Consider the following 4,247-nt stretch of genomic DNA (forward strand, 5'->3'; position numbering starts at 1 on the left):
CCATACATTTCGGCGAAGAGCGCGACGATGAACGCACTGAACGCGCCGAAGCTGCGCCAGTCGCGCCGCGTTGCCGGCTTGAAGAAGCTGAACGCAAAGAGGATGAAAACGGCGGCATTGACCAGCGCGAGCCCCCACAGACCATAGCCATAGTCGGCGTGCGTCATCGCGACTCTCCTTCGATGCGGCCGTTGGGATTGGCCGGCAAGCCGGCGGGTGCCTGGCCGGGCTCATGGCCATGCTGATGCCCACCTTGGCCGTGGTGCATGAACAGGTGCATGAGCGGGCAGGCGAGCAGGATGAGATAGGGCAGCACACCCAGGAAGTGCGCGGTATGCTCGGTAATGAGGAAGAAGCTGGCGACGAGCAGGAAGCCGATCAGAACGATCTTGCCGCGCTTGCGCATGCGATGGTCATGTTCGCCCATATGCCGTTCTCTTCTAGTCAACCTCCAGCCTGCATAGGCTCGAGTCCAAGGAGCAAGGTATAAGTAGAGAGCGAAGTCCGAAGGGCATCGCGCAAGCATGGGTAAGGTGATCGATCGGATCGGCCACCGGTGTTCGCGCGACGCAACTGTCGGGAGCAGCAGTCGTGCTGCGGCTTTTGCGTATAGGCGTGCGGCGTCCGCGAATCAAAGCTGCGCTCACGAACATAATCGTGAGAGGCAGGCCCGCGTCCATGCACAAGAGAAAGAAACGGCACCATTCCCGCAACCAGTCCGGCGTGACCGTCCTCGAGCGCGAAGCAAGGATCGATCTGGCTAAGCGCCCGGCCGATGGTCTCGGCGTCGCCTTTCTCGGCGCATCGGGAACGGTCACAGGGTCGCGTTACCTGGTGGACGATGGTGAAACTCAGATCGTTGTCGATTCCGGCCTGTTTCAAGGACCCAGGGATCTGCGCCGCCTTAATTGGGCGCCAATTCCACCCGAAGTCGCCGATGTCGGCCAAGTCCTGCTGACCCACGCTCATCTCGATCACTCGGGCGCGCTACCGCGCATGGCGCGCCTGGGCTGGGACGGTACCGTCCTTGCCACCCGGGCGACCGCGGCCCTGTGCGAGCTCCTTCTTCCCGACAGCGGTCATCTGCAGGAAAAGGATGCGGAGTTCGCCAACCGGCACGGCTTCTCCAGGCACCAGCCGGCGCTGCCGCTCTACACCCAGGCTGACGCGCGTCTGGCATTGCAGCTCTTCCGGCCGATCGAGTTCGGAGCGTGGCATGCAGTCACGGACGGCATCAGGGTGCGCTATCATCGCGCCGGCCACATCCTCGGCGCGGCGTCGATCGAGATCGACTGGAAGGGGCGGACAATCCTCTTCTCAGGCGACATCGGCCGTTACGGCGATTCGGTGATGAAAGATCCCGAGCCGCCCGCGCGCGCCGACTATGTCCTGGTGGAATCGACCTATGGCGATCGGCGCCACGAGCAGGTCGATCCGACAAAGACGCTTGGAGATCATGTCGAACGATGCGTCGAGAGAGGAGGGACGGTGGTGATCCCGGCCTTCGCCGTGGGACGGGTCCAGTCGCTTCTCTATCATTTCTCGCGTCTGCGCGCGCAGGGACGCCTCCGCGACATCCCGATCTTCCTCGACAGCCCGATGGCGATCAACGCGAGCGGGCTGATGTGCGATTTCATGGACGAGCATCGCCTGGCCCGCGCCGAGTGCGAAGCGGCGTGCAGCGTCGCGCACTATGTGCGCGAAGTGGAGGAATCCAAGGAACTCACCGCCAACCCCGCCCCAAAGGTCATCATCTCGGCCAGCGGAATGGCAACGGGCGGCCGCGTGCTCCACCATCTCAAGCGCTTCGCGCCGGATGGGAAGAACCTCATCCTCTTCTCGGGCTTCCAGGCGGCGGGCACCCGCGGCGCCGCCATGATCGGCGGCGCCCGGACGATCAAGATCCACGGCGAGTATATCCCGGTCGAAGCCGAGGTCGCCAACCTGACGATGCTCTCGGCGCATGCCGACAGCGACGAGCTCATGCGCTGGCTCGGCTCGCTGCACGAGGCCCCGCGCCACGTCTATGTCACCCATGGCGAGCCGACCGGCGCCCACGTCCTGGCGAAGCGTGTCTCGGAGGAACTGGGCTGGGCATGCAGCGTACCGGCGCTGGGTAGCTGGGGCATGCTCGCGTGAAGCCCGGGATCATCGAGAACGCCGAAGCAGAGTCTGTCGCGACGACGCTGCGGGCACGCCGCATCGGCCTGTCGGGTGCCGGTAGCGATCTGATCGCGGTCATGCGCCACGACTGTCCCGTCTGCCGCTCGGAAGGTCTTGCGTCCCGCGCGCAGGTCGCGCTGCGCGCCGGCGGGCGGGAAATCGTCGTCTCGCTGCTGCACAGTTCCGCGGAGGCTCCAGCGCCCGGCGAGATCGGCCTCTCGGAATCCGCATGGCAGCGGCTCGGCGTCAGCGAGGGCGATCCGGTCGAGATCGCGCACGCCCAGCCTCTCGCCTCGCTCGCCGAAGTGCGTCGGCGTATCTATGGCAATCGTCTCAGTGACGGGGCTTTTTCAGCGATCATCACCGACATCGCCGAGCGACGCTATAGCGATGTCCATCTCTCGGCATTCGTCACGGCCTGCTCGGCGGTCCCGCTCGATACGGACGAAACGATCAGCCTGACCAGGGCGATGGTCGATGTCGGCGAGCGATTGCAGTGGCCCGGAACGGTCATCGTCGACAAGCATAGCGTCGGTGGATTGCCGGGCAATCGCACCACGCCGATCATCGTCTCGATCATGGCCGCGGAGGGCCTGATCATGCCCAAGACATCGTCGCGGGCGATCACCTCGCCGGCCGGCACGGCGGACACGATGGAGGTGCTGGCACCTGTCGACCTCGACGTTTCCGCAATCCGCAAGGTGGTCGAGCGCGAAGGCGGCTGCATCGCCTGGGGCGGCGCCGTCAATCTCAGCCCTGCCGACGACGTGATCATCGGCGTGGAGCGCGTGCTCGATATCGATGCCGTCGGGCAGATGGTCGCCTCGGTGCTGTCCAAGAAAGTCGCGGCCGGTGCGACCCATCTGGTCATCGACATCCCGGTCGGGCCGACCGCCAAGGTCCGCGGAGCCGCTGCCGCCGACACCCTCGAGCGCGCGCTGAGCTCGGTCGCCCAAGCCTTCGGGCTTCGCACGCGCGTGATGCGCGGCCCCGGCGCGGAGCCGATCGGACGGGGCATCGGTCCGGCGCTCGAGGCGCAGGATATCCTTGCCGTGCTCCAGGGGCAGCCTGGCGCCGAGGATCTCGCCCACCGGGCCTGCGAGCTGGCGGGAGGACTGCTTGAGCTCGCGGACGCGGCCCCGGCCGGCGAAGGCTATGCGCGTGCGCGGGCGTGCCTCGAAAGCGGCCGGGCCTGGGCCAAGTTCCAACGTATCTGCGAAGCGCAGGGCGGCATGCGGGCTCCACCGGTCGCCCGGTTCCAACAGGATATGATCGCTCCCTATAGCGGCCGCCTGGTGAGTATCGACAATCGCAAGCTCGCGACGGTCGCGAAGCTTGCCGGCGCGCCGATGGCCAAGGCCGCCGGCGTCGCGCTGCAGTGTCGGCTGAACCAGATGGTGGATGCCGGGGCTCCCTTGTGCACCATTCATGCCGAGAGCCCGGGCGAGCTCGATTATGCGGCGGCCTATGCGGTGAGCGACGGGCCGATCTTCGGGATTGAAGCGCTATGAACCGTCCCGTGCTGTTCGCGCTGCCTGGCAGCGAGGCCCTGGCACAGCCGCTATCCGCCGCGCTCGATGCAGAGGTCGGCACGATCGAGCATCGTCAGTTTCCTGACGGGGAAACCTATCTCAGGGTCGTAAGCGACGTCAGCGACCGCGAGGTCATCCTGCTGTCGAGTCTCGATCATCCGGACGCCAAGCTGTTGCCGCTGCTGTTCGCAGCCGACACCGCGCGCGATCTGGGCGCTCGCAGGATCGGGCTCGTCGCCCCCTACCTCGCTTACATGCGCCAGGACATACGCTTCCATGCCGGCGAGGCGGTGACGTCGCGAACCTTTGCCGCGATTCTGTCCCGCCATCTCGACTGGCTGGTGACGGTCGATCCGCATCTCCATCGCTATCATGCGTTGTCGGAAATCTACCGCATCCCGACCCAGGTTGTTCATGCCGCGCCACTTCTGGCCTCGTGGATCAAGCGCAATGTCGCTCGTCCGCTGATCATCGGTCCGGACCTGGAAAGCGAACAGTGGGTCTCGCAGGTGGCGGCCGATGCCGATGCTCCGTTTCTCGTGTGCGAGAAAA

4 protein-coding genes and 1 pseudogene are annotated in these 4,247 nt (G+C 65.7%); 3 read left to right on the forward strand and 2 right to left on the reverse strand.

Going from position 1 to position 4,247, the window contains the following annotated elements; translation table 11 throughout:
• A pseudogene (locus KYX69_RS22915) lies at positions 1-167 on the reverse strand (isoprenylcysteine carboxylmethyltransferase family protein); the annotation flags it as partial.
• Positions 164-427, reverse strand: coding sequence for a DUF2933 domain-containing protein (locus KYX69_RS22920; protein WP_013039078.1), 264 nt, complete (start codon positions 425-427; stop codon positions 164-166). The gene KYX69_RS22920 and the pseudogene KYX69_RS22915, both read right to left, overlap by 4 nt.
• Before the next feature lie 251 nt (positions 428-678).
• On the opposite strand from KYX69_RS22920, the gene KYX69_RS22925 reads away from it, so the two are divergent.
• The 3 genes from KYX69_RS22925 to prs all read left to right on the forward strand — a co-directional run.
• Positions 679-2,139 (forward strand): MBL fold metallo-hydrolase RNA specificity domain-containing protein, encoded by a 1,461-nt coding sequence (locus KYX69_RS22925; protein ID WP_021245239.1) that lies wholly within the window; start codon positions 679-681, stop codon positions 2,137-2,139.
• A complete protein-coding gene (locus tag KYX69_RS22930) occupies positions 2,136-3,674 on the forward strand; it encodes a thymidine phosphorylase family protein (protein ID WP_300501660.1) in 1,539 nt (512 codons plus the stop codon). Before KYX69_RS22925 ends, KYX69_RS22930 begins: the two co-directional genes overlap by 4 nt.
• An 8-nt stretch (positions 3,675-3,682) precedes the next feature.
• On the forward strand, positions 3,683-4,247 hold a 565-nt coding region (prs, locus tag KYX69_RS22935; protein WP_300501661.1), incomplete at its 3' end, for a ribose-phosphate diphosphokinase.

This window comes from Sphingomonas sp. (assembly GCF_030145815.1).
Lineage (GTDB): Bacteria > Pseudomonadota > Alphaproteobacteria > Sphingomonadales > Sphingomonadaceae > Sphingomonas.